Here is a 23,244-nt window from a genome sequence, read left to right on the forward strand (position 1 = left end):
TCATGACGAAATTAAAAGTAGCGGTGATTGGTGCTGGCTCCATCTCTGATGCACATTTGGCCTCATATATGGATCATCCAGAAGTGGAGCTTTATGCCATCGTCGATATGAACAAGGAGCGGGCGCGCGCGGCTGTCCAGAAATATGGCGCGAAGGTTGCTTTCACCGACTACCGCGAAATGTTGGCTGATCCGCAGGTAGAAGCGGTGAGCATCTGTACGTGGAACAATACGCATGGCGCTTTGAGCATCGCCGTTCTGGAAGCGGGCAAGCACGTGCTGTGCGAGAAGCCGCTCTGCACGACGGTCGAAGAAGCTTTGCGCGTCGAGGAGGCGGTTCGCCGCAGCGGCAAGCTGCTGATGGTCGGCTTCGTCCGCCGCTTCGGCACGAATGCGCAGGTGCTGCGCCGCTTCATGGATGCAGGCGAGCTTGGCGAGATTTATTACGCCAAGGCATCGTATTTGCGCCGGCTAGGCAATCCCGGCGGCTGGTTCGCCGACAAGGAACGTGCCGGCGGGGGTCCGCTTTTTGACATCGGCATTCATGTCATCGACTTATGCTGGTACTTGATGGGGCGGCCGAAGGTGAAATCGGTCAGCGGGAACACCTATACGAAGCTGGGCAATCGCTCGCATATCAAGAACTTGAGTTTCTATAAGGCAGCGGATTATGATGCCTCTCAAAATACCGTGGAAGACATGGCGAACGCGCTCATCCGCTTTGAGAACGGCGCGTCGCTTATGGTCGACGTTTCCTTCACTTTGCATGCGAAGATGAAGAATGAATTCGCTGTGAAAATATTTGGCGATAAAGGCGGTGCGGAGATCGAGCCGGATTTCTGCATCGTGAGCGAGAAGTGTGATACGATCATCAACGTGACGCCGCAGATAGATCATCCTTCGTTCGAGTTCATGGACGGGTTCCGCAACGAAATTGACCATTTCGTGCAGGCGTGTCTAGGGCGCCAGGAGCTGATCTCACCTGTCCGAGACGGCGTGGAATTGACCAAAATTTTGTGCGCGATCTATGAGTCGAGCGAGAAGGGGACTGAGATTCATTTTGACTGAGTTGCTTGACCAAAATCTGGCGGATCAGTCTCCGCCAGGTTCTGGTGTTGGCTACTTTACTAACCTTCCACCATCCATCTCGCTATCACCATACAGCCAACTTCCACCTCACCTGCCAATAACAAATATGAAAAAACCTAGCGATAAATCCGCAAAGCTGATCTTCTTGGGATGGGAGAAATGGTAGAATAACGGACCGTAGTTCTCACTACAGGTGGAAAATATGCTTTTTTGTCAAATCGTGGACCTCTAGCTGCCGGACATCAGGTTCATTGTGGATAACTTTCTTAGGATTCGATGATTCGTCCGCCGCTCAGCCCTAAACCTAGATCAAGCCCCTAACCGTATAGGTTGGGGGCTTTTCAATGTACACTCGATGATAGTACATGAGGATAGTACATGATGCAAAAAGTGCAGTAAACTCGCATTTGAATGAGCTACGCGCAACCATTTGATGTAAAAAGTACATCAAATTTAGCGAATTAGCCCCATTTTCAATGGTATCGATGAAATTAACTGCACAAAATGCATGATTATCTCCGAAACCCTCGATAATCCAAAAATTTGCTGCACTTTTTGCAGCAAATGTCCGCTACGATTTCCCCTTGCGCGTCATCTCCGCAAGACCAACCCACTGCTCATCGGTCACCTCGAGCAGCTCGCTGAACTGCCCGGCGCCCTGCAGCCATTCGCCGCCGTCGATCGTGACAACTTCGCCGTTGATGTACCCGGCGTAGTCCGAAATCAGATAAGCTGCGAGGTTCGCAAGCTCATCCTTTTCCCCGACCCGCCGCAGCGGCACGCGGTTGAACAGCTTTTCCGACAGCTCAGGCGTCGGAGCCAATCGGCTCCACGCGCCGTCGGTGGGGAACAGCCCCGGCGCGATTGCCACCTGCCGGATGCCATGGCGCGCCCACTCGACGGCGAGCGAGCGCGTCAAAGCGAGCACGCCGGCCTTGGCGGCCGCCGACGGTACAACGAAGGCCGAGCCCGTGGAGGCATACGAAGTGACGATGTTCAGCATCGTCCCGCCGACGCCTTGCTCGATCCATCGTTTGCCCACTTCTAGCGTCGTGTAAAACGTGCCGTGAAGGACGATATTCAGCACCGCATCCACCGCGCGCGGAGATAAATTCTCAGTCGGACTGGCAAAGTTTCCAGCCGCATTGTTTATCAAAACATCGATCCGGCCGTAATGCTGCTCCACGGCGGATACCATGTCTGCGATTTGCTGCGGATCGCGCACATCACAGCTTTTATAGAACACTTCACCGTTCATTTCGGAAGCGGCTTTCGCCAACACTTCCTCACGCCGGCTAGTAATCGCAAGCCGCGCCCCCAACTCCAGGAAACGCTCCCCCATAGCACGGCCAAGACCGGTGCCCCCGCCTGTGATGAGAACGACTTTATCCTTCAACAAAGATGCATCGAACATATCCAACCTGCCCTTCATTATGAGATTGCCACTTCGCTAATTAACAAAAGCAGCTTCGAATTGCTCGATCCGACTCGCCAGATCTTCGGGCAGCGGCGTGCCTTTTTGCGTGTGAACATCGACATAGACACCTGTGCTCGTTGCCAAACTCACGACTTGCTGAGTGTCACGCTTAATAATGGCATACTCTGTTTCAATCGACGATTTGCCGATTCGACTCACTTTCATATAGATATCGAGGGTATCGTTAAAATGCGCCTGAGACTTATACTCCACACTTTGACTAACAAGAAAGAATGTCTTTTCCGCCGGGGGGCCTTCAGGATTCGCATCAAATAACCCTAACCCGTTCATATACTCACACCGAGCTTGCTCCATGTAAATGACCGTGGAAAGATGGCTTAGATGCCCGTTCGCATCCGTCTCACAAAAACGAACTTTTGCCCATGTAAAAAAGCGAAAACCTTCCAAATCCGAATAGTTCATAACGAGTTTAGTCTCCTGTAAAATAGGTTTGATACTGCTCGCGAAGCTCGCGTTTCATGAACTTGCCCACCGAGGAGCGGGGGATCTCATGAAGGAAAACCACATCATCGGGAATCCACCACTTAGCAAACTTGTCTTCGATAAACGTAAGTAATCCCTTTTTGTCACCTGCTTGCAAGCCGGCGTCTTTGAGAACGACGCAAGCGAGCGGTCGCTCACCCCACTTGGGATGCGGTACGCCGATCACGCAGGCTTCATACACATTCGGATGCGCCATCAACGCATTCTCCAAGTCGAGAGAGGAAATCCATTCTCCGCCGCTTTTGACCAAATCCTTGGCTCTGTCGACTAATTTCACGAAACCTTCACGATCAATTACCGCGATATCTCCGCTATGAAACCAGCCATCCTGGAAACCCTCAGCAGTTCGGGCATCGTTGTAGTATTCGGTCGCTACCCACGGCCCTCGCAGCCAAATTTCCCCCATCTCCTTACCGTCCCAAGCCACCTCGCCTCGTATTCCGACGATTTTCATATCAAGGCCAGGCACCAGCAGTCCCTGTGTGGCCCTCGTAGCGTACTGCTCGTCAAGCGGAGCTTCTTCTTGATAACTTTTTAGGCGGGCAACCGTAACAAGCGGACACGTTTCCGTCATGCCGTAAGCATGATAGAACGGGACTTTCAGCCGTTGTTCATAGCTTTCAATCAGACTGCGCGGGGCAGCAGATCCACCGCAGACTGCGGCGCGCAAAGATGATAAATCCAGCTGCAGCGCCTCTTGCGCTTGAAGGGCAGCTGTCCAAACCGTAGGCACGCCTGCTGCAATGGTGACCTTTTCGTCTGCGATCAGGCGGAGCAGAATATCCGGCGTAGGCGCCGGTCCGGGAAGCACCTGCTTGCTGCCGAACCAGACGGAGGCGAAGGGGAGCCCCCAGGCGTTCACATGAAACATCGGTACGACAGGAAGCACCGCGTCGCGTTCCGAAAGAGCCAGCGTATCCGCCAAGCCGATGGACAGCGAATGCAGATAAATCCCGCGATGGGAGTACACGACGCCTTTGGGATTTCCCGTAGTGGCCGATGTATAGCACATCCCTGCGGGAGCGCTTTCATTTATGTTTTCAGGATACGTAAAATGAGGATCTCCGCTCTCTATCATGTTCTCATATAAATAGACGGGCTGTAAAGAAGTAGGCGGCAGTTCCTTTTTATCCGACATGATGATATAGCCTTCAATGGTCGTCAGTTGATCCTGAATTTTTTCAATAATAGGCAGCAAGGTCTCATCCACGAAGAGGAATCGGTCTTCCGCATGATTGAGAATGTAGGCGATGTGCTCGGCCGGGAGGCGAATATTAACCGTATGGAGGACCGCTTCCATGCAGGGGATGCCGAAATAGGCTTCCAAATGCCAATGATGATTCCAGGCGAAAGTGGCAATCCGATCCCCGGGTTTTACCCCTAACGCTTGCAGTGAGCTGGATAACCTCTTCGCGCGTCTTCCAAAATCAGCGTATGTATATCGGTGAATGCCGGTACTTGTTCGTGAAACAACCTCTTTTTTGGGGAATAAAGTTTGGGAGCGTTCGAAGAGAGAGCGCAGCGTTAATGGGTAATTGTCCAAATGGAAACACCTCCGGGGATTGTCTGTTTCTATTGTAAATATATAAGGAGGAGGGACAAGATATGTCCAAAAGCGGGGTTCTGCGCAAATAAAAAAACCGACACCGCAGCATGCTGTGCATGCAGGGAATCGGTCTCACGCTCACGCGTTTAAAATAAACTTCTCAATAACGTGTCTAACGCCGTCTTCATTATTGCTTTTGGTCACATAGTTAGCCAGCTCTTTAAGCTCCGGCAAAGCATTATCCATTGCGACACCAAGTCCCGCAACCTCCAGCATTTCGCGATCGTTCCACGCATCGCCGAGGGCAATGACCTCATCCAGCGAGCAGCCGATATGGTTGGCAAGGAAAGCGATGGCGTGGCCTTTGGTGCCTTCTTTGTGCATGAATTCCAAGTAATGCGGTTTGGATTTCGTAATGTGCATTTGGTCGCCGAGCAGTGGAAGCAGCTCCTCGCGAATTTGGTCGCAAACCTCAGGTTTGTCCACAATCAGCAGCTTAGGCTGTGGAATGTCGATCCATTGGCGCAGGTCACCGATGATATAAGGCGTTTTGGATAGACGTACATAATTTTTAATTTTATCATTATCCTCAGCTGCATAAAGCTGGTCGCCATGGTAAAGCTGAAGATGGAGATTTCTCTTTTCGCAATAATCGAGCAGGTAGCGCGCACTTTCCACCGGCACCATACGCTCGTATAGGACTTCCTCGTCGAGGAGATTTTTGATCGATGCGCCTTGATACGTAATGATCGGGACGTTGAGCCCGATTTGGTTAGCAATTTTGGCTGCTGAAGGAAAGCTTCTGCCTGTCGCAATCGTTACCGTCACACCCTGAGCAACTGCCTGATGCATCGCGTCAATCGTTTCCTCAGAAATTGTCAAATCATCACGCAAAAGCGTATCGTCCAAATCAGATGCTACTAACTTGTAAGTCATGTGTTCCTCTCCGTTCCGATAGGTAGTCTATATAAAAATTCTGCTTTAAGCATACCCGAATCAAAGCGGAATTGCTAGAATAAAGCGAGAGCTTTTCAGTTAAAAGGAGGCGCGTCAACGATGGCATCATTCTATACGGACAAGCTGGAGGCTTTGCTAAGAGCGCACAGCAGCGAGGTTGATGCAGCCGCAATGTCCGCTTATATGCGCGACCAATTTCCTTTCCTAGGTATTCGCAATCCGCAGCGCGTGGCATTGACGAAGCCATTTTGGAAGGAGCACGGTTATCCCATAGGAGCCGAAGGCGTGAAGGTGGCTGAGGAGCTCTGGGCTTTGCCCGAGCGGGAATTCCATTACACAGCGCTGCAGCTGCTCACTCAGCTTCGCAAAAATGCGGAAAAAGAGCATATTCATTTGCTGGAACACATGGTCGTAACGAATTCCTGGTGGGATTCCGTGGATACGATTGCTGACCATTTAATTGGTGTTCACCTGCAGAAATATCCAGATCTCATCCCGGCATATGTAGAAAAATGGCTCTCGTCAGGCAATATGTGGCTGCAGCGGACAGCGATTCTGTTCCAGCTCAAATATAAGCAGCGCACAGACGTGCCGCTTCTTTTCGGCTGTATTCGGCGTATGGCGGACTCGAATGAATTCTTTATCCGCAAGGCGATCGGTTGGGCACTGCGTGAATATTCGAAGACCGACGCTGCTGCCGTGCAGGCATTTGTCGCTGAGACCGAGCTTTCACCGCTTAGCGTGCGGGAAGCGTTGAAGGTCATTCAGCAGAAGGAATAGAAAGTGCGATAGACTAGTTGATATCTAGGAATTGGAGGAATCCAACTCATGTCGGAATTTATGTGTTTTTCTGCGAAAGAGAATCGCATGACGATCCCTGGAAAGCTAGTATCGGGCCGCTACCGCCAGCCGTTCGGCTACCGAGTGAAGCGGTCGAAAGGAACGAAGGATTTCTACCTCACCATGACGCTGCACGGAAAGGGTTTATTCCATAACGGCAGCGAAACCTGCGAATGCCCCGCAAGTGAAATTTCACTCATTACCCCAGGTACGCCGCACTACTATGGAACTCCGGAGCATACGATCTGGGAATTTAATTGGTGCCATTTTGTTCCCAAAGAAGATTGGCTGCCTCTGCTGCAGCTCCCTGAAACGATTAAGGGGATTCGATCTGCCCGTTTTGATTGCGAAAAAGAGTGGTTTCACCTTGCAGGGGTTTTCAACAGCTTGATCCAGTATAACGAAGAATCGCATCTGTTCTCGGAAGGACTGGCGGTGAATGCATTGGAAGAAATCCTGCTCCTGATATCCAAAAATGTCCTCGAAACGCAGTTTCTAATGGATTCACGCGTGGAAGAGACGATAAAGCTGATTTCTCAGCAGTATAAAAAGCCGTTCAACGTGCCGGAATTGGCAGCTAGGGTTAATCTGTCTGCCTCCAGGTTCGCCCATCTATTCAAAATGCAGACGGGCGAATCCGTCATGGAAATGTTAAATAAAATCCGACTCCGCCATTCCATCCAGAAAGCTGCTGGAAACAACCTCCCTGACGATTGCGGAAATTGCAGAGGAAGTTGGGTTTAACCATCCTTTTTACTTTTCCCGTCAGTTTGCTGCTTTTTATGGCACGCCGCCGGCGGTTTTTCGAAAACATATTGTCCATCGCCATCCAGATCGCCGACACTCGCATCATTAGCATTGTAGGTATAGCTTATACCATCTGGGGTTGTGCCGCCTGCAGGTCTCTGAAGAGGGACGTCCAAATAATTATTTGCCCACGGGGTCGCGGCCGCAGATGCCGCTTGCTCGACGCCGCCTACGACGGCACGGACCGTATAACTTGAACTTGTAGTTCCTGCGTTATCTTGATAATTTGTACTAGTTGTAATGGGGGATGCGTTGAGCTTTACGCCGCTACGGTATACGTTGAAAGAGGTGCTAGCTGCCTCAGTACCCAGGAGTCTCCAGCTCACAAGCACACCGGTTGATACCTTGACGGCTACCAGTCCCCGGTCGAGCTTTTCCATTTGCCGGGGCACTGCTGCATGTGCTGTAGGCGCTTGGATACCGAAGGACGAGATGAGGAGAGAGCCTAGCGTAACGCAGCAGACGGTTCGTATTAGACGCTTTACATGTTTAAACATTTCTACAACCTCCTTGGATCGTCGAATGTTATTGCAATTGTGCATGACTGTGATACGGGATACCTCGCTTGTATCCTCCTTCCTAATCGTGGATGCGCTTACATCCGTAATTATACCTTGTAGAGGATCGAGATTTTAATGCAGACAATGGCTAACTTCCTACACAATACTGCTCTTTGGAAAAAAGAAGTTAAGTCACAGTTGCGTAATGAAATATAACACATATATTATATTAATAAAATTTTGTTATATATATTGACATATAGGTAACATTGTTTTAAAGTTAGTAAAATTCTTTGTAGCGGCATACAGCACTGGGTGCCTGCTCTAACCCAATATTAACGAAGGGAATGATGGAAGATGGCATACAATCGGACGCATGATTGGCTTACGCGACTGCCTAAAGTTGATCTTCATTTGCACTTGGATGGGAGTGTGAAGCCGGAAACGATTCTGGAGCTTGCCCTAGATCAAGGCATCGATCTTCCCGTGTACAATAAAGAAGGATTGATTCCACATATGCGTGTATGCGAGGAATGCGGCAGCCTCATCGAATATTTGAGTAAATTTGATTTTACGACTCGCTTCATGCAATCGGGTGAAGCTTTGGAGCGGATTGCCTACGAGGTTGCTCAGCAATCGGCAGAGCATAACTGCAAATACGTGGAGGTGCGTTTTGCCCCGCAGCTGCATCGGAATAGCGGTTTGACCGTGGAAGAAACGATTCATTATGTCGTAGAAGGGATGAAGCGCGGACAGCGGGATTTTGGCGTGAGAGCCGGCGTCATTGCGATTTGCATGAGAAATCATTCCTGCGAAAGCAACTTGGAAGTGATTCGGGCCGCAGCCAAGTTTGCGGGTAAAGGCGTAGTCGCCGTCGACCTAGCAGGTGACGAGGCGTCCTATCCGCCGGAATGGTTCCGGGAGGTTTTTGCGGAGTCGGGTCGACTCGGCATCCCTGTCACCATACATGCCGGAGAAGCGGCAGGTGCGATGAATGTGTATGAAGCCGTAACGAATCTCGGCGCGGTGCGTATCGGGCACGGTGTCAGGCTGAATGAGAACAGCGACATTATGGAAATGGTCAAAAACCGCCGCATCCCGCTCGAAATGTGCCCGATCAGCAACATCCAAACGAAAGCTGTTTCCGGTTGGGAAGCTTATCCGATCCGCGAATACTTGGAGCGGGGGCTCCTCGTCACGATAAATACGGATAATCCGAGTGTCTCGGGGACGGATATTACGAATGAATACCGCGTGCTGTCCGACCGTTTTGGTTTTACGGAGTCAGAACTCGTTAGGCTTGTGATGAACGGGGTAGATGCCGCATTTATGGACGAAAGCGATAAGCTGTTGCTGCGGCGGGAGATGGAAGAAGAGATCAAAGACATGAGCATCCAATGAGTAATGAGAAATACCGCTGCAAGCATTCGCCGTCATGAGAGGACTCCGAAAGGGGTCCTCTTTGTTGAGTTCGTATGCGAGACGGCGTTTTTGAACGACTCGCTGCTAGTTCTCGACGCTTAGGCCTCCGAGACGGCTTTTTTGGCTCTCTCGGCCGGACATTCGGTCACCTCTCCGTCAAATCCATCACGAGAAGGCCTTTTTGAACGACTCGCTGCCCATTCCCGACGCTTAGGCTTCCGAGACGTTCTTTTTGGCCCTCTCGGCCGGACATTCGGTCTCCTCTCCGTCAAATCCAACACGAGACGGCGTTTTTGAACGACTCGCTGCTAGTTCTCGACGCTTAGGCTTCCGAGACGTTCTTTTTGGCTCTCTCGGCCGGACATTCGGTCACCTCTCCGTCAAATCCATCACGAGACGGCGTTTTTGAACGTCTCGCTGCTAGTTCTCGACGCTTAGGCCTCCGAGACGGCTTTTTTGGCTCTCTCGGCCGGACATTCGGTCTCCTCTCCGTCAAATCCATCACGAGACGGCGTTTTTTAACGTCTCGCTGCTAGTTCTCGACGCTTAGGCCTCCGAGACGGCTTTTTTGGCTCTCTCGGCCGGACATTCGGTCTCCTCTCCGTCAAATCCAACACGAGAAGGCGTTTTTGAACGACTCGCTGCCCATTCCCGACGCTTAGGCTCCGAGACGTTCTTTTTGGCTCTCTCGGACCAAACTGACGGACAAAGTGTGGTAATTTCAAGTGAATAGGAGACTTCACGCGACATTTAGTATCCAACGCCACTTGACAATATAGGGTAGGGGGGTATACTATACAAATATAAACAAATACCAATCACTGTGAGGTGACAATCCTATGAGCGCCGGACCTGCAGGACAGCAGCAGCTACCTATCCGACCAACATCAACGGTTGATTTCGATATTACAGGAATGACCTGCGCCGCATGCGCAACCAGAATTGAAAAAGGGCTGAACAAGATGCCCGGCGTAGCACAAGCATCCGTCAACCTGGCTATGGAAACTGCACGCATCGTATACCAATCCTCGGAGGTAACACCGGAAGAGATGCAAGCGCGAGTAGCCAAGCTAGGATACGAAGCAGCGCGCAAAAGAGAACAGGCCGAAACCAGCGAGCATCGTGCGAAAGAGATACAGAAGCATAAGCGTAAGCTGTGGATTTCGGCCATACTTTCTTTCCCATTGTTATGGGCGATGGTTGGCCATTTCTCCTTCACTTCGTGGATTTGGGTGCCGGAGCTTTTCATGAATCCATGGATGCAGCTGGCTCTCGCAACACCGGTCCAGTTTCTCATTGGACGCCAATTCTACATTGGAGCCTACAAAGCGCTCACTAATAAAAGCGCCAATATGGATGTGCTCATCTCACTGGGAACTTCAGCCGCGTACTTCTACAGCTTGTACCTAACGTTCCAGTGGGCAGGGCTAAGCGATCGTCACCATGCGCCTGAGCTGTACTATGAAACCAGCGCCATCCTCATCACACTTGTCATTCTTGGAAAATGGTTCGAAATTCTCGCCAAAGGGCGCACTTCGGAAGCCATTAAATCGCTTATGGGCCTACAGGCCAAAAGCGCTCTGGTTATCCGTGATGGGCAAGAAATCAGTATTCCGCTGGAAGAAGTAACGCCAGGTGACGTCGCTATTGTGAAGCCGGGTGAGAAGATTCCGGTGGACGGTACGGTTTTACAAGGACTTTCCTCGGTTGATGAGTCCATGCTGACGGGTGAAAGCTTGCCGGTTGAGAAACGCGAAGGTGATAAAGTGATCGGAGCCACGCTGAATAAGAATGGCGTACTTCGCATACAGGCCAATAAGGTTGGCCGTGACACGGTACTGTCGCAAATCATCAAAGTCGTTGAAGAAGCACAGGGGTCCAAGGCGCCGATTCAGCGTGTGGCGGACGTCATTTCGGGCATTTTTGTCCCGATTGTCGTAGGGATTGCCCTTATTGCCTTTGTCCTGTGGTACTTCTGGTTTGATCCGGCTAACTTCGCTGGCGCACTCGAAAAAACGATCGCTATCCTTGTCATCGCTTGCCCTTGCGCCTTGGGCTTGGCAACGCCGACCTCCATTATGGCGGGATCCGGACGCGCAGCGGAATTAGGCATTTTGTTCAAAGGTGGCGAACATTTGGAAGCAGCCCATCACCTAGACGTTGTAGTTTTGGATAAGACGGGCACAGTAACGAAAGGGAAACCACAGCTTACAGATACCCAAACGCTTATGGACCAACCAACGTTCCTTCGCTTCATCGGAGCGGCAGAGCGCAGCTCGGAACATCCGCTAGCAGAAGCTATCGTCCAAGGAATATTACCGTCTATTCCATCTTTGCCAGAAGCTATGGACTTTAAAGCCATCCCTGGTTTCGGACTGGAAGCTCAAGTGGAAGGCAGTCAGGTCGTCATCGGAACACGAAGATTGCTAACTGAAAAGGGGATCGATATCGCTGAAGCGTTGACGGAAATGGAACGCTTAGAGAACGATGGCAAAACCGTTATGCTGGCAGCCATTGACGGCAAGTACGCTGGATTTGTTGCGGTGGCGGATACAATCAAGGAAACATCGCAGGAAGCGGTATCCCGCTTAGAAGCAATGGGGATTCGGGTAATCATGATCACCGGCGACAATGCGAGCACGGCAAAAGCTATTGCCCAGCAAGCTGGCATCAAGCAGGTGTTGTCCGAGATTTTACCGGAAGGAAAAGCGGCAGAGGTGAAAAAGCTGCAAGCGGAAGGCTTCCGCGTCGCAATGGTCGGCGATGGCATCAACGATGCGCCTGCCCTAGCAATGGCAGATATCGGCATGGCCATGGGCACGGGAAGTGACGTAGCCATGGAGGCGGCTGATGTAACGTTAATGCGCGGGGATTTGACCTCCATTGCAGATGCCATTGAAATGAGCAGACGGACGATGCGCAATATTAAGCAAAATCTGTTCTGGGCCCTCGGTTACAACACGATTGGCATCCCAATCGCTGCTTTAGGCTTATTGGAGCCTTGGGTAGCAGGAGCCGCTATGGCGTTAAGCTCTGTTTCTGTCGTGCTGAATGCGCTTCGGCTGCAAAGGGTTAAACTTTAAGAAAGTGGCATGCCAGTGGATTGACAATATACGGGATGGGGGTATGATAAGTAATAAACAGCCCTCAAAGGAGACAGCCCAATGAACAAGGAATTGGACACGGAAGTGAGCCACTGCGGCTTGGATGATCAGGAGCGGAAGAGTCATCATTCCGACAAACTCAAAGCGGACTTAACGAAGCGTTTGAACCGCATTGAAGGTCAAGTTCGCGGGGTCAAAGGTTTGATCGAGAAAGATACGTATTGCGATGACGTTTTGCATCAAATTGCCGCGATTCAGTCGGCGCTTAATGGTGTGGGGAAACTGCTGCTAGCTGGCCACCTCAAAAGCTGTGTCGTCGAACGTATTCAAGAAGGCGACATGGATGTTGTCGATGAACTGCTCAAAACAATGAATACGCTAATGAAATAATGAAAAATAAATCCAATGAAGGAGTGAATGCAATGTCCAGCGTTATTTTAAAAGTAGAAGGTATGTCTTGTAATCACTGTGTGAATGCCGTTGAGAAAGCAATGAAAGAGCTTGGTGCTGAGGGTAAAGTAAACTTGGCGGGCAAATTAGTGGAAGTGGAGTACGATGAAAACAAGCTGAGTGTGGAAGCGATCAAAGAAGCAATCGAAGAGCAAGGCTATGATGTGGTGCAATGAGAATAACGAGTCTTATCGTGTTGTCATTGGCACTTTCTCTGAGCGGGTGCGGGAAGTCGCAGACTACGGATCATCCGGTACACAGTAGCGGTCATGAAGCCGGGAGCTCAGCGGAGCAGATTCAGGCGGTATTTCAAGTTGCTTCACCGCAGGCGAAGGCCAAAGAGGATACAGCCGTGACGATTCAGATCCAAGATAGTGGCGGCAAGCCGATCAGTGATTTTGACCTGAATCATGAGAAAAAGATGCATCTTATCGCTGTGAGCAAAGATCTTTCGTATTACAGGCATCTGCATCCGGAGTACAAAGGAAAAGGCCTGTTTACGGTATCAACGCAGTTCCCCTCGGGTGGTGATTATAGGCTTTTTGCAGATTTTCTGCCTAGCGGGAAAGAGAAAACGGTCAAAAGCTACACCTTGACGGTACAAGGGGACCCAGCGCCACCAGCGGCCATTGAACCAGAAGGTGTTTGGACCAAAACCGTGGATGGCAATGAAGTCACGCTAACTATCGATCATCTTATGGCAGGAATGGAGCTCAATCTAACCTATAGTTTTAAGGATGCAGCTTCAAAAACACCTATTAAGGATTTGCAGCCATACTTAGGAGCTGTTGGGCATGTTGTTATCCTGGACGCGAATGCGGATCAATACTTGCATGTCCATCCGACGGATGAGAAGTCAACTGGGCCTGAAGCCAAGTTCATGACGACTTTCCCCAAAAGCGGCGTGTACAAAATCTGGGGAGAATTTCAGCGTGGCGGTAAGGTGTTCACGGTCCCATTTGTTGTTAAAGTTCCTTAATCTACACCCTACAACTATATTAAAAAGGAGCCGGTCACCATGCCTGCCTATATCATCACGGGGGGCTCCAAAGGCCTCGGAGCTGAGCTTGCGAAGCAGCTCCTGCACCAAGGCGCCGCGGTCCACTGCGTGTCGCGCGGCGAAAGCCCAAGCCTCCGCCAAGAGGCGTCAAGCATGAAAGGTGACTACACCTTTCATGCTTACGACTTGGCGCAAACAGACGGCCTGGATTCGCTGATGGAGCGAATCCTCGGCCAGGTTGATCGAGCGGATGCCATCACGCTCATCAACAACGCGGGCCAGCTCGAACCGATGACGTTCATCGGCCGAGCTGACCAAGAGGACCTGCAGCGAAGCCTGCAGGTCAATCTCGTCGCGCCCACGCTGCTGACGAACAGCTTCATTCGGCAGACGCAGGCGCTGCCGATTGCGAAGCGGGTCGTCCACATCTCCTCGGGCGCGGGGAAAAAGCCCTACCCCGGTTGGGCGGCGTATTGCACCGCCAAAGCCGGGCTTGATATGCTGACGCGCTGCATTGGCGTCGAGCAGCTGGAACAGCCCTACCCGGTGGAGGTGATCTCCGTTGCACCGGGGGTGGTGGATACCGATATGCAGCGGGAGATTCGCGCTGCATCCGAAGAGGACTTCCCGCAGCTAAGCCGGTTCGTGAAGCTGCATACGGACGGCGAGCTGCAGTCGCCTGAAGCAACAGCAGCGCAGCTTCTGGAGCTGCTGCGGCAAGAGGCTTTCGCGCAGGGCGAGATCGCCGATCTGCGCACAAAAAGGAGTTAAGCGGCTAACAAGCGCTTAACTCCTTTATATTTATAGCGCTGCGCGAAAGCCTACTGAATGCTTCCTGACACAGACGGCCCGGATGACAGCTCAGATGTACAGAATTTACAGCGGGTTGCTTGCGCTGGAATATCTGACAAGCAGTGCGGGCAAGATTTTGTCGCAGGAGCCTTTTCCTTCGGCTCTTCTTTTTTGCGGAACTTGGACAATTGTTTAACAACAATAAAAATGACGGCGGCAACAATTAAAAAGTCTAAGAAAGTAGAAATAAAGGCCCCATACTTCAGAACTGGCGCACCCTTATCGGCTGCAGCATCAGCAAGTGTATCGTAGTGTTTGCCATTCAAAGATATGAAAAGTTCATTAAAGTTCACTCTGCCTAGCAGTAATCCGATAGGCGGCATGATCACATCATTGACGATGGATGTAATGACTTTTCCGAAAGCTCCTCCGATAATAACCCCCACCGCGAGATCGACCATATTCCCTTTAAAAGCAAAGTCTTTAAATTCCTTCAGCATAGCGAACCTCCAACAAACGGCATTTTTTGCATTGTAGCATATTTTGTCACTGTCGAACAATGAGTTGGAAGCTCGCGTAGTTGTTTAATCCTTCTGAGCAGATAAGAGTTGTTGTTCCTTGGACTCCTGCAGCACCTCGCGTAGGGCGCTAATCAACGCTTGATGATCGTCAGGAGTCCCTATCGAAATCCTCACATGATGAGGCAAGTTCCACACGCCTGCATAACGCAGAATAACGCCTTTTCGCATCAATTGATCATAGATGGATTTCGCATCCGGTCCAAGCTCCACGAGCACGAAATTACTCATGCTGCGCGTGAATTTGAATCCTAGCTCTTGCAGACTTTCATAGAGCCGCTCTCTGCCAAGCGTGTTGATTTCCCGTGTCGCTTCGAGATGCGCATCGTCCTGAATGGCAGCGGCGGCGCCGACTTGTGCTAAGGCGTTTACGTTGAAAGGTTCTTTGACCTGACGAATATTGTGTAAAATGCTTGCGGAAGCAATACCGTAACCAACACGAATACCAGCCAACCCATAAACTTTGGAGAAGGTTTGTGTGACGATAATAGGATATCCTTGACGCACGAGTTCAAGCCCGTCGGAATAATCATCTGCGGTTACAAAGTGACTGTAAGCCCCGTCAAAAATAACCAGTACATGAGAAGGGAGCTTATCCATTAGCGTATGCAAGTCCTGCTTTTTCATATAGGTGCCTGTAGGATTATTTGGCGAGCAAATATAAAGCAGCTTCGTTTTCTCGGTTACGGCAGCCAAAAGATCCTTGGTTTCATAACGGTAATCTTCACGGAGCGGCACCTGAACGACTGAGGCCCCCATCAGATTAGCGCCAAATTCATATTCGCTGAAGGTTGGAGAGGGCACGATAACCTCGTCGCCTTCCTCTAGGAACGTTTCGGATAAGAGAGTAATGAGCTCATCGGCCCCATTGGTGACAAGGACTTGCTCTGGCTTAACCTCTAACTTGCTAGCAATAGCGCTGCAGAGATCTATCGTGTCAGCGTCTGGATAGCGATGAATATCAGTCAAATAAGCTTGAATGGCTGAGGTAGCTAACGGAGACGGACCCATCGGGTTCTCATTGGAAGCGAGTTTGGTCACTTTGTCGATGCCTAATTCCCGCTGAACTTCCCAAATGGGCTTGCCGGGAGAATAGGGCTTCATGCGTGACAAGACGCCGCGTGGACGTATTTGGTCAGTAGTACGATTGCTCAAAAGAATCACTCCTTGAATGTAAATTCACTTTAGTTAAATAATACATTAACTCGGTAAAGTAGTAAAGCATAAAAAATCAATATCCCAACTTTTAGGAGAGTAGTATAATACGTAAAGATGCGTAAGACGATGTTAAGGAGAGGACACTGTGCGGATGGGGAAAAAGAAGAGGTTTGGTATCCGATCCAAAATCATGCTTGGCTACATTTTTATTTTCGTCTGTATAAGTGTTGTATTTACGCTAGTGATTAATCAAGTGACCTCGATGCAAACGGATAGAAATTACATCATTGAGCATGATTTTGCCGTTCATAATGCAATCAACAGCATTGAGAAATATGTGATGGATATGGAAAGCGGGCAACGAGGCTATCTGATAACCGGAGATCCTACCTATCTTGAACCCTACCACAACGGAGAGACCAACTGGCGGCAATCTTACATGAAGCTGAGCCAGCTTACACGGGAAAATGCTGTTCAGGATCAAAGCTTACAAACGATCAAAAAGTCCATAGAACACTGGGTCATGCAGCTTGACGGGGTAACGGGCCCACTGATGAAAAGGAGTCAAGGTACAGGTACAGATTCCATTAATTCTTATGATTTTTATTTGGGTAAGCAAAATGTGGAGGATATCCGTTCTCAGCTCGATCGCTTCCGGAATATTGAAATAGCGCTTACGAAAGATAGGGCCAAACTGTTAGACGGTCAGAACAGGATGTTCACGAGATCCTTGTTTGTTATGTTGACCCTGCTGCTTATTTTTTCGTTAACAACTGCACTCTTGATATCACAGTCGATTGTTGGAACGATTAAGCAGGTTACCAAAAGTATTTTGAAATTAAGCTCATTCAAGAGAGACTACTCACAGCGCATCCATGTTTCCATGAATGATGAGGTGAAGGATCTTGCCGAGGCAACGAATATGCTTCTGGAGAATCAAGAGGAGATAGAATGGCAGCAGCGTAAGCTCGCGGAAGTGGTGCATATGCTTCAAGGCATATCGGACATGGAAACGCTAGGTTCTTCCTTTATTAGTAAAGCTGCAGAGCTTTTCGGTGCATCCTTCGGCCTCTTTTATCTTCGTACTACCCACAAGGGCAAAGTTGCTATGGAGAAAATAGCGGCATACGCCATGATGGACAACGAGAATGACATCGGAATTCATCGATTTCATTTGGGGGAAGGGCTAGTCGGTCAATGCGCGCTTGAGAAGCGGATGTTTCATTTTATGAATGTGCCTGATCATTATGTCAAAATCACGTCAGGACTCGGCGCTGTGAAAGCGCAAAGCGTGCTTATTGTACCGATTTTACATCATCATGAAGTGATTGCCGTTATGGAATTAGCCAGTTTAAATAAGTTTACCCATCAACAGATGGAGCTTCTTGAAGATATTCTCGACGTTCTTGGAACCATTGTTCATAGTGTGCGGACGCGTGTGGAAGTGGAGAGGCTGCTCCGGGAGTCTCAGCTCATGACCGAAGAACTTCAGATTCAAACGGAAGAGCTCCAAAGTCAGCAGGAAGAGCTGCACATGACGAATGAACAGTTAGAGGAGCACAACCGATGTTCGGAGGAAAGGTCCAAGGAGCTTGAGCGCATCAAGCTGGCCCTAGAAGAACATGCTGTTCAGCTGCAGTTAAGCTCTCGATATAAATCGGAGTTTCTGGCTAATATGTCGCATGAATTTCGTACACCGCTTAACAGCGTGCTTATCTTATCCCAAATGCTGCAAGAAAATAAGCTGGGGAACTTAAGTATCGATGAGCAGGAGTATGCCCGCGTTATTCATTCTTCAGGGACCGATCTGCTGCTGCTTATTGACGATATTCTCGATTTATCCAAAGTGGAAGCCGGTAAGCTGGATATTCATATTGGGGAGTTAAAGGTGAGGGAGCTTCCTAAGCAGATTCAAAGTCAATTTGCCAAGGTGGCCGAACAGCGCAACCTGATCTTGAACATTGAGCTGGAATTCCCGGTGCCGGAGCACTTTTATACGGACGAGCAGCGCCTCAGTCAAATTTTGAAAAACTTACTGTCGAACGCGTTTAAGTTTACGCATGAGGGCAGTGTTCATGTGAGCATTAAGCGGTGTGAGGCGGATCAAGCCGCCCAGGTGTTGCCTTCCGCTAACCCTAGTCAAGTCCTGGCTATTTCCGTTAGAGATACGGGAATCGGTATTCCTCTGGATAAGCAGGCGCTTATTTTTGAGCCCTTCCGGCAAGCCGACGGCACGACTAATCGGAAATACGGCGGAACTGGTCTCGGCCTTTCCATCTCTCGGGAGCTAGCGGGGCTGCTTGGCGGGGACATCGGAATGAGCAGTGAAGAGGGAGTGGGCAGCACGTTTACGGTCTACATCCCATCCTTGGAGCCGGCGGTCAGTGAGCTTCAACCGGCTTGGGAGGAAGCAGCAGCAAGCTATGACTCCACTCCAACGAGGCAGGAAGAACCTTCTCTCATTTTGGCAGAGCCAAACATTCTGCGGGGGAGAGTTGTGCTGGTCGTTGACGATGACGTTCGAAATGTTTTTGTGCTCAGCAATGCTTTTGAGAATGAAGGGATGACCGTCATCGTTGCGCATGATGGACAGGAATGTCTGGCTATTCTGCAGAAGGAGCCGCAGATTGATATCATCCTTATGGATATGATGATGCCCGTGATGGATGGCTATGAAGCCATGCGTATGATTCGAAAAGATGAACGCAACGAGCATCTGCCCATTATTGCAATTACGGCTAAAGCGATGAAACAGGACCGCGACATTTGTCTGCAAGCAGGTGCCTCCGACTACATCAGCAAGCCGCTGAATTTAAGCCAATTGCTGTCTCTAATGCGCGTTTGGTTAGCATAATCAAAAAGGTCTTTGATTTCTCCCGTGAGGGATTGATCAAAGACCTTTTATTATTTAATGGGATTAATGAGCGAATAAGTGCTTATTTCTTTAGATCCAAACGTACGTCACGACCGTCATCCTGAACGGATAGTTCTTTACCCGCTGCTTTCAGGGAGTTTGCGTAATTGACCCATGCATCAAGCATGATCGCGCCATCTTTCCAATCCTTCACTTCACCGAATACCGTAAAGCCATCACCGCTGCCTGTTGCCATGAAATCATTCGTCGTCACTTTGAATGTGCGGTCTGTGTTGAACTTGCCATCCACGTAGATCGGAGTGCCATCGACTAGCGTGATTTTGGAATATTTCTCGCCAAGAGGTTTGGTGCTGTCCCACTCAACTTTAAGACCGGAGAATTGAATAGCAGGAAGGTTCGTATACTTGTCCGTTACTTCCAACGCTTTTTTAATTTGCTCAGCCGTCATGGTGCCTGTCACATTGTAGTTGCCGAATGGGAATACTTCAAACATTTCACCGTAAGTTAACTCGCCTTTATCGACATCGGCGCGGATACCGCCAATATTAGTGAAGGCGATATCGGATTTCTCAGCAGCGCGCATAGCATCCGTGATGCTGTTGCCCAGTTGCGAAGCGCCATCGCGATCTACGCCGCCATTTTTATCGAAACGGAACGATTTACGTCCAAGCGGTTCAGCGACAACGACTTCAACTTCACCGGATTTCTCTGAAATTTTCGCTTTGTAGTCCTCTACCGTTTGGTGAATTTTCGCGTCAGCCGTTGTCAGGTTCGTGTAGGTTTCAAGTAGGCTGGCATTCGAAGAAACGACCTGCTTCGTAGTTTTGTCTACGAATAGTTGGATGTGTCCAACCGCGTACAACCAGCTTTGCGCTTCTACAACAGGGATGCCGTTCACGATTCCGGAAACACGCATGTGGGAGTGTCCACCAACGATCGCATCCAGTGTGCCGTTGCCTGTTCCTTTTGCCAGATCCGCAAGCTCGCTGATGATTTCAGCGGATTTTTGGTTCTGCTCACCAGGTAGATGGGAAGTGACCATAATGATGTCAACGCCTTTAGCGCGCAGTTCAGCTGACAACTCTTTGGCTAGAGGCACTGGATCTACGAAGGAAAGTCCTTCAATGTTCGTTGATTTGGTTGTTGATGTTGTTTGCGGAGTCGCGAAGCCGATGATACCGATTTTAAGGCCATCTTTTTCAACGATTACGTATGGTTGTGTCCAATCTACGCGCTTACCTGTTTTCGTATCGATAATGTTAGCGCCGAGAATAGGGAATTTCGCATTCTTAATGTTATTAATTAATACGTCACGGCCGAAATCGAACTCATGGTTCCCAATAGCTGCTGCATCGTAGTTCACTTGAGCCATCGTATCCATGACGGATTGACCATTGGTCGTATTCGAAATAAGCGTGCCCTGCCAAGCGTCTCCGCCGTCTACCACAACAGTACCTTCAGGATTCACAGCACGGAAATCTGTGACGATTCCGCCAACTGTTTCAATACCGCCTTGACCTTGGTTGCGTTTTTTATCGAATCCAACTTCGATTTTACCGTGAATATCATTCGTAGTTAAAATATCAACGACCTTAAATAAAATCGGTTTAAGCGCTTTAGCGACTTCATCACGCGTAACGGCTGCCGTCGGGTTGAAGTTTCCATCAAGTGTCGGGCTAAAAATTCCGCTGATGACAGCATACGCGACATAAGGGCGGGATTCTTTTGAAATTGAATCGGAGTCTTTGAAGTAGTTCAAAACATTCTCATTCACGCTTGGCAGCTTACCGCCAGTTACCACTTTAACAATCAATTCGGCAAGTTCTTGGCGTGTGACTGCAGCATCCGGATGGAATGTTCCGTCAGCAAATCCGCTAATCAGCTTCGCTGCAACCGCATTGGCAACAGCTTGCTTCTGCCAATTTGCTAGGTCAGTGAAAGTGACAGAAGCGGGATCTGCGCTTTTCAATTTAGCGGCGCGGTTGATCATTGTTGCAACTTCAGCACGTGTAGCTGGGTTTGCACCGCGGTAGTCGGTATTTCCGTAACCTTCGACTGCGCCGTTATCGATGGCAAGGCGCATATCTGACTTCATTGTGGAAGAAGCTGCGGGTACTGCTGTTTCTGCAAAGGCGATGCTGCCTGTAAAAGAGCTTGTAAGAGCGGTTACAAGAGCGAGGGCTGTTAGGCGAGTTTGGAATGTTTTTTTCATGTTGATAGAAAAGCCTCCTTCATATTAATAGAACATAGGTTAATTGACCTGTCTATTAGTATAAAGGAAATTGGTAGTTTTTGAGAAGTGAAGAAATTATTATTATAAAAATCAACAAAAAAGCCGCCTAACCTTCTAATGGTTAAGTGGCTTTATGGTCAGTATAAACTTCAAAATGATAAATTGTATTGCGAGTAAGAACGCGAAAATCCAATCCGTCTCTATCTATCGCTTGAACCCTAGTTGTTTTGAATGGAATATATCGATGGATGCCGGATAAGATCATCGGTGACCCGACTTCAGTTGGGTTCATCTCACGGAAAGTCTGCCCTTGAATCTCATCGAAATCGAATCGATCAGATCGATGTTTGGGCGTAATCCCATCCACCTCGTAGATTTGAAGAAGCTTTAGCAATCTCATGTTGTTACCCTCCCATCTAACCTTCCTAGCAACAGTATACAACGACTAAGGTAGCTAAGCGCAAATTTTGAACCTAACACTTATCTAATAATGTTCTCACACTTTCCTTATTTCCAAAATATACAATTGAAGCATTGGAATTGGGGGTGATCTTGTATGATACATACGAGAGTACATGTCGAGGAAAAAGAGGTTCTTATGTTCTATGAATCCAAGTATCAGGATCTTTTGCACGTTGCAGTTGAAACAATTCTCAAGCATTTATCTAATGATAAAATTCGCAGAGTGTTCGATGACCTCGGCCTGGTTAATATAACGAGTGAGGAAGTTACGCTATTTTCGCTTAATGGCGAGATTGAAACACTTTGCATAACGTAGATGCCTTTCGCTACTCTATACATATGCGGCGGGAATTATGACTGATTCTGGCTTATCAATATATTCTTGCTTAAAATAACTTGCTGCTGTTCTAGCCCTCATCTGCTATTTTCGTTACAATAATAGGAAGTGGCAGTTTAATAGGGAGGTAATGAACAATGGCAGTTTTGAAAATGGAACACGTCGGTGTGATGGTGGCGAACTTAGAAGCGTCGATTCGTTTCTACGAGGAAGTGATTGGGCTCAAGCACAAAGGGACTTTGCTTCATACGAATGGAGTCATCCGCCTTGCATTTCTGGGTTTTGAAGCGCTGAATGAAACGGAAGTTGAACTCATCGAGGGTTATAACGCAGGTTTGCCGCAAGAAGGGAAAGTTCATCATCTGGCTTTTACCGTTGATGACATTGAGGCTGAGTTTACTCGTATTCAAGGATTAGCCGTTCAGCAATTAGATGAAGAGATTACGACACTGCCTAATGGCTCCAGGTATTTCTTCTTTAATGGGTTAGATGGGGAGCGCATTGAGTTCTTCCAAACTACACGGTAATCAAACGTACATATAATAATATATGCAATTATGGCGGGTGCATCTGATGCATCCATTTTTTATTTATTAATAGAACAAAAGATTCGAAACAATGGCAATTGCGGAACATTTCCAAAGGGGTTGTAATTGGTTTTCGAGCGTGGTACATTATACCTCGTTGCTTTGGACGGCGAATTACTTAGAACGATGAAGTGAATTTGCATTCAAACAGCAACATATGGTAATATTAATTTCCCAACAGAGAACGACAGAAATTGACAAGAAAAAAGTGCTTGCAATTGATGAACGAGCTGTGGTATATTACTTCTCGCTGCTTCGGTAACATGGCAGTGAACGAAAGAATATTGATCTTTGAAAACTGAACAACGAGTGAGCAAGCACGAACGAGAAATCGTTCAAAATTAGAGATTAATTTTAATCTCGCTAGCAAGTCAATGAGCTTTTCAGCTTTCAGATATTCGGACAAGCAATTGTCCACTATTATGGAGAGTTTGATCCTGGCTCAGGACGAACGCTGGCGGCGTGCCTAATACATGCAAGTCGAGCGGAGCACTTCGGTGCTTAGCGGCGGACGGGTGAGTAACACG

General features: G+C 48.9%; 21 protein-coding genes, 1 rRNA gene and 1 pseudogene. 14 read left to right on the forward strand and 9 right to left on the reverse strand.

Annotation, left to right across the window (positions count from 1 at the left end; translation table 11 throughout):
* The first annotated feature begins 2 nt into the window (after positions 1-2).
* Positions 3-1,067 carry a Gfo/Idh/MocA family protein gene (locus AC58UW_RS31005; RefSeq protein ID WP_497424399.1) on the forward strand — a complete coding sequence of 355 codons (1,065 nt, stop codon included), beginning with the start codon at positions 3-5 and terminating at the stop codon, positions 1,065-1,067.
* 592 nt (positions 1,068-1,659) lie between these two features.
* On the opposite strand, the gene AC58UW_RS31010 is transcribed toward AC58UW_RS31005, so the two are convergent.
* From AC58UW_RS31010 to AC58UW_RS31025, 4 genes are all read right to left on the reverse strand, one after another.
* Positions 1,660-2,502 carry an SDR family oxidoreductase gene (locus AC58UW_RS31010; protein ID WP_497424417.1) on the reverse strand — a complete coding sequence of 281 codons (843 nt, stop codon included), beginning with the start codon at positions 2,500-2,502 and terminating at the stop codon, positions 1,660-1,662.
* Between the two features lie 36 nt (positions 2,503-2,538).
* Positions 2,539-2,988 carry an acyl-CoA thioesterase gene (locus tag AC58UW_RS31015; RefSeq protein ID WP_497424400.1) on the reverse strand — a complete coding sequence of 150 codons (450 nt, stop codon included), beginning with the start codon at positions 2,986-2,988 and terminating at the stop codon, positions 2,539-2,541.
* A gap of 7 nt (positions 2,989-2,995) precedes the next feature.
* Entirely contained in the window at positions 2,996-4,612 is a 1,617-nt protein-coding gene (locus AC58UW_RS31020; RefSeq protein WP_497424401.1) for a long-chain fatty acid--CoA ligase, read from the reverse strand.
* Positions 4,613-4,753: 141 nt separating this feature from the next.
* A complete protein-coding gene (locus AC58UW_RS31025) occupies positions 4,754-5,551 on the reverse strand; it encodes a Cof-type HAD-IIB family hydrolase (RefSeq protein WP_497424402.1) in 798 nt (265 codons plus the stop codon).
* Positions 5,552-5,671: 120 nt separating this feature from the next.
* Between AC58UW_RS31025 and AC58UW_RS31030 the strand changes: the two genes are divergently transcribed.
* The 3 genes from AC58UW_RS31030 to AC58UW_RS31040 are packed head-to-tail and all read left to right on the forward strand — an operon-like array spanning position 5,672 to position 7,268.
* A complete protein-coding gene (locus tag AC58UW_RS31030) occupies positions 5,672-6,352 on the forward strand; it encodes a DNA alkylation repair protein (RefSeq protein WP_497424403.1) in 681 nt (226 codons plus the stop codon).
* Positions 6,353-6,400: 48 nt separating this feature from the next.
* Complete coding sequence (locus AC58UW_RS31035) at positions 6,401-7,156, forward strand: AraC family ligand binding domain-containing protein (protein ID WP_497424404.1); 756 nt, start codon at positions 6,401-6,403, stop codon at positions 7,154-7,156.
* Entirely contained in the window at positions 7,134-7,268 is a 135-nt protein-coding gene (locus AC58UW_RS31040) for a helix-turn-helix domain-containing protein (protein WP_497424418.1), read from the forward strand. The genes AC58UW_RS31035 and AC58UW_RS31040 overlap by 23 nt, the downstream gene beginning before the upstream one ends.
* On the opposite strand, the pseudogene AC58UW_RS31045 reads toward AC58UW_RS31040, so the two are convergent.
* Positions 7,225-7,716, reverse strand: a pseudogene (locus AC58UW_RS31045) (rhamnogalacturonan endolyase family protein); the annotation flags it as partial. The gene AC58UW_RS31040 and the pseudogene AC58UW_RS31045 overlap by 44 nt on opposite strands.
* A gap of 360 nt (positions 7,717-8,076) precedes the next feature.
* On the opposite strand from AC58UW_RS31045, the gene add reads away from it, so the two are divergent.
* The 6 genes from add (at position 8,077) to AC58UW_RS31075 (ending at position 14,466) form a co-directional block, all read left to right on the forward strand.
* Positions 8,077-9,120 (forward strand): adenosine deaminase, encoded by a 1,044-nt coding sequence (gene add, locus AC58UW_RS31050; RefSeq protein WP_497424405.1) that lies wholly within the window; start codon positions 8,077-8,079, stop codon positions 9,118-9,120.
* An 860-nt stretch (positions 9,121-9,980) separates the two neighbouring features.
* Positions 9,981-12,224, forward strand: coding sequence for a heavy metal translocating P-type ATPase (locus tag AC58UW_RS31055; RefSeq protein WP_497424406.1), 2,244 nt, complete (start codon positions 9,981-9,983; stop codon positions 12,222-12,224).
* An 81-nt stretch (positions 12,225-12,305) separates the two neighbouring features.
* A complete protein-coding gene (locus AC58UW_RS31060) occupies positions 12,306-12,635 on the forward strand; it encodes a metal-sensitive transcriptional regulator (RefSeq protein ID WP_497424407.1) in 330 nt (109 codons plus the stop codon).
* A 32-nt stretch (positions 12,636-12,667) separates the two neighbouring features.
* Entirely contained in the window at positions 12,668-12,871 is a 204-nt protein-coding gene (locus tag AC58UW_RS31065) for a copper ion binding protein (protein ID WP_497424408.1), read from the forward strand.
* Positions 12,868-13,674, forward strand: a complete 807-nt coding sequence (locus AC58UW_RS31070) for a DUF8832 domain-containing protein (RefSeq protein ID WP_497424409.1) — start codon at positions 12,868-12,870, stop codon at positions 13,672-13,674. Before AC58UW_RS31065 ends, AC58UW_RS31070 begins: the two co-directional genes overlap by 4 nt.
* Positions 13,675-13,713: 39 nt before the next feature.
* Positions 13,714-14,466, forward strand: a complete 753-nt coding sequence (locus AC58UW_RS31075) for a (S)-benzoin forming benzil reductase (protein WP_497424410.1) — start codon at positions 13,714-13,716, stop codon at positions 14,464-14,466.
* 50 nt (positions 14,467-14,516) lie between these two features.
* Here the strand turns inward: AC58UW_RS31075 and mscL are convergent, their stop codons facing one another.
* Together mscL and hisC are read right to left on the reverse strand one after the other, a co-directional pair.
* Positions 14,517-14,987: a large conductance mechanosensitive channel protein MscL gene (mscL, locus tag AC58UW_RS31080; RefSeq protein ID WP_497424411.1), complete on the reverse strand. Its 471-nt coding sequence runs from the start codon at positions 14,985-14,987 to the stop codon at positions 14,517-14,519.
* An 84-nt stretch (positions 14,988-15,071) separates the two neighbouring features.
* Positions 15,072-16,169, reverse strand: a complete 1,098-nt coding sequence (gene hisC / locus AC58UW_RS31085; RefSeq protein ID WP_497424419.1) for a histidinol-phosphate transaminase — start codon at positions 16,167-16,169, stop codon at positions 15,072-15,074.
* Between the two features lie 205 nt (positions 16,170-16,374).
* On the opposite strand from hisC, the gene AC58UW_RS31090 reads away from it, so the two are divergent.
* A complete protein-coding gene (locus AC58UW_RS31090; RefSeq protein ID WP_497424420.1) occupies positions 16,375-19,077 on the forward strand; it encodes a response regulator in 2,703 nt (900 codons plus the stop codon).
* Between the two features lie 82 nt (positions 19,078-19,159).
* On the opposite strand, the gene AC58UW_RS31095 is transcribed toward AC58UW_RS31090, so the two are convergent.
* Both AC58UW_RS31095 and AC58UW_RS31100 read right to left on the reverse strand, forming a co-directional pair.
* A complete protein-coding gene (locus AC58UW_RS31095) occupies positions 19,160-21,310 on the reverse strand; it encodes a 5'-nucleotidase C-terminal domain-containing protein (RefSeq protein ID WP_497424412.1) in 2,151 nt (716 codons plus the stop codon).
* Positions 21,311-21,452: 142 nt separating this feature from the next.
* Positions 21,453-21,731 (reverse strand): hypothetical protein, encoded by a 279-nt coding sequence (locus AC58UW_RS31100; RefSeq protein ID WP_497424413.1) that lies wholly within the window; start codon positions 21,729-21,731, stop codon positions 21,453-21,455.
* A 156-nt stretch (positions 21,732-21,887) separates the two neighbouring features.
* Between AC58UW_RS31100 and AC58UW_RS31105 the strand changes: the two genes are divergently transcribed.
* From AC58UW_RS31105 to AC58UW_RS31115, 3 genes are all read left to right on the forward strand, one after another.
* On the forward strand, positions 21,888-22,109 hold the full coding sequence (locus tag AC58UW_RS31105) for a hypothetical protein (protein WP_497424414.1): 222 nt from the start codon (positions 21,888-21,890) through the stop codon (positions 22,107-22,109).
* Positions 22,110-22,267: 158 nt separating this feature from the next.
* Positions 22,268-22,657 carry a VOC family protein gene (locus AC58UW_RS31110; protein ID WP_497424415.1) on the forward strand — a complete coding sequence of 130 codons (390 nt, stop codon included), beginning with the start codon at positions 22,268-22,270 and terminating at the stop codon, positions 22,655-22,657.
* 479 nt (positions 22,658-23,136) lie between these two features.
* A 16S ribosomal RNA gene (locus tag AC58UW_RS31115) occupies positions 23,137-23,244 on the forward strand; the annotation flags it as partial.

Source organism: Paenibacillus sp. J22R160 (assembly GCF_059692135.1).